Annotated in this window: 2 protein-coding genes; one reads left to right on the top strand and one right to left on the bottom strand. The window is 67.0% G+C overall.

All coding sequences use genetic code 11. The features are described 5' to 3' along the window. Window positions 1-71: 71 nt before the first annotated feature. Window positions 72-656, bottom strand: a complete 585-nt coding sequence (locus D0D37_RS46245; protein WP_116206889.1) for a TetR/AcrR family transcriptional regulator — start codon at window positions 654-656, stop codon at window positions 72-74. Between the two features lie 87 nt (window positions 657-743). Here D0D37_RS46245 and D0D37_RS46240 point away from each other — a divergent pair, with 87 nt between their 5' ends. After that, window positions 744-1787 (top strand): ferrochelatase, encoded by a 1044-nt coding sequence (locus D0D37_RS46240; protein WP_116206888.1) that lies wholly within the window; start codon window positions 744-746, stop codon window positions 1785-1787. The last annotated feature ends 332 nt before the right edge of the window (window positions 1788-2119 follow it).

The raw sequence follows: 2119 nt of genomic DNA, 5'->3' as shown, positions 1-2119 counted from the left end.
GATTGTTGGGTGCGTCGGCTGCGGTTGCGGGTTGGTGGGGTGAGGGGCGGTGGTTTTGGTGTTGCGGGTGGTTAGCGTTTGGCGATTGCGCTTGTTGCGATTTCTGCTACTGACGTCAGCGCTTTTTGTTCTGCTCCGCGTCGGGACATTGTTCGGAGGCCGGACACGGTGGCGTGGATGAAGTTTGCGATGTCGGTGGCGTCGCGGTCGCGGGTGACGCTGCCGTCCGCTTGGCCGGTGCGGGCGAAGTGGGTCAGCGCCGACAGGTGGGCTTCCGTGTCCGCGTTTACTTGCGCGGCGAACTCTGGATCTGTGGTGCCGAATTCGGCGATGGTGTTCACCATCAGGCAGCCTCGCCTGCCGTTTTCGAGTTCGTCGTCGATCGTTGAGGCGAGGAGCAGGCGGATCGCGCCTAGGCCGTCTGGGGCGTTGTCCAGGAGTGTTTCCCGTAGGCGGATGCCGCGGTGGGAGTAGTGGTCGAGCACGCGGCGGAACAGTTCGTGCTTGCTGGAGAACGTGTTGTAGATGCTGCTGCGCCCTAGTCCGGTCGCGGTGCACAGGTCCTCGGTCGAGGTCGCTTCGTATCCCCGCGCCCAGAAGGCGTTCATGGCGCCTTCGAGCGCTTCGGTCTCGTCGAACTCGCGTGGCCTCGGCATGCGACCAACGCTAACACATTTTAGACAGCTCGATACACAACCGGGCCGCCGAGGCGTGCGGGGCGCCACAGGGGCAGGATGAGCACCGTGGGTTACGACGCGTTGCTATGGCTTTCGTTCGGCGGTCCGGAGGGGCCCGACGAGGTGATGCCGTTCCTGGAGAACGTCACCAGGGGCCGGGGCGTGCCGCGCGAGCGGTTGCTCGAGGTCGCCGAGCACTACCAGCACTTCGGCGGGGTCTCGCCGATCAACCGGCTCAACCGGGCCGCGATCGCTGCGGTCGAGAAGCAGTTGGCGGCCGAGAACATTGAGCTTCCGGTGCACTTCGGCAACCGCAACTGGGCGCCGATGGTCGAGGACACCCTGGCCGGAATGAAGGACGCAGGCGTCCGCCGCGCGCTGGTGTTCCCGACGAGCGCGTACGGCGGCTACTCCGCGTGTCGCCAGTACGACGAGGACATCGAACGAGCCCGCGCCGCAGTCGGCGACGATGCGCCAGAACTGGTCAAGCTGCGCCAATTCTTCGACCACCCGCTGTTCGTCTCCGCAGTCGCCGACGCAGTCCGCGCAGCCCACGCGCAACTCGGCGACCGCCCCGGGACCCGCACGGTTTTCACCGCCCACTCGATCCCGGAAAGCGCCGACCTGGCCTCCGGCCCGCCCTCGGAAGGCGGCCGCCGCTACTCGAGCCAGATCGCCGAAGCCGCCCGCCTCGTGGCCGCCGAAGCAGGAATCGCCGAGTACGACGTCGTCTGGCAGTCCAGGTCCGGCCCGCCGCAGATCCCGTGGCTGGAACCGGACGTCGTCGACCACATCGACGCCCTGCACGCCCAGGGTGTGGACTCGGTAGTGGTCAGCCCGATCGGCTTCGTCGCGGATCACCTGGAAGTAATCTGGGACCTGGACAACGAAGCCGCCGACCGAGCCGCCGAACACGGCATGGCCTTCGCCCGCGCCGCAACGCCGGACGCGGACCCGAGGTTCGCCGAAATGGTGGTCGAACTGGTCCGCGAACACCTGGCCGACGCCCCCGCCCGGAAACTCTCGTCCTTCCCGGCCGCTGGCTGCACCCTCAACGGCGCCCCCTGCGCTGTCGCCTGCTGCGAACCCCCGCGCCGCCCCACCCGCTGACGACGGTCCGTGAGGGGAACCCTCACGGACTCTGAGTCCCTCAGGGTTCCCCTCACGACCAGCGCAAGTCTGTGAGGGGCCCCTTCACGGAATTAGATTCCCTCAAGGAGCCCTTCACGGACTCCGAACCGGCACCCGCGTACGCAAACTCGTCGGGCACTCAAGCCGTGCGCCCACTCACAAACCGCCGCGGACGCACCCAACAATCGAGGCACCCAGCCCCTCCCCCAACCCCGATACGAAGCCTCCCTGCGGTTCGGGGGTGCTTGTCAAGGCATCTTTCCCGCCTTGACAAGCACCCCCGAACCGTCAGCACAATCAACCTTCGGGGT

The organism is Amycolatopsis circi (assembly GCF_003385235.1).
Taxonomy (GTDB): Bacteria; Actinomycetota; Actinomycetes; order Mycobacteriales; family Pseudonocardiaceae; genus Amycolatopsis; species Amycolatopsis circi.
This window is presented reverse-complemented; position numbering and strand designations above follow the sequence as displayed.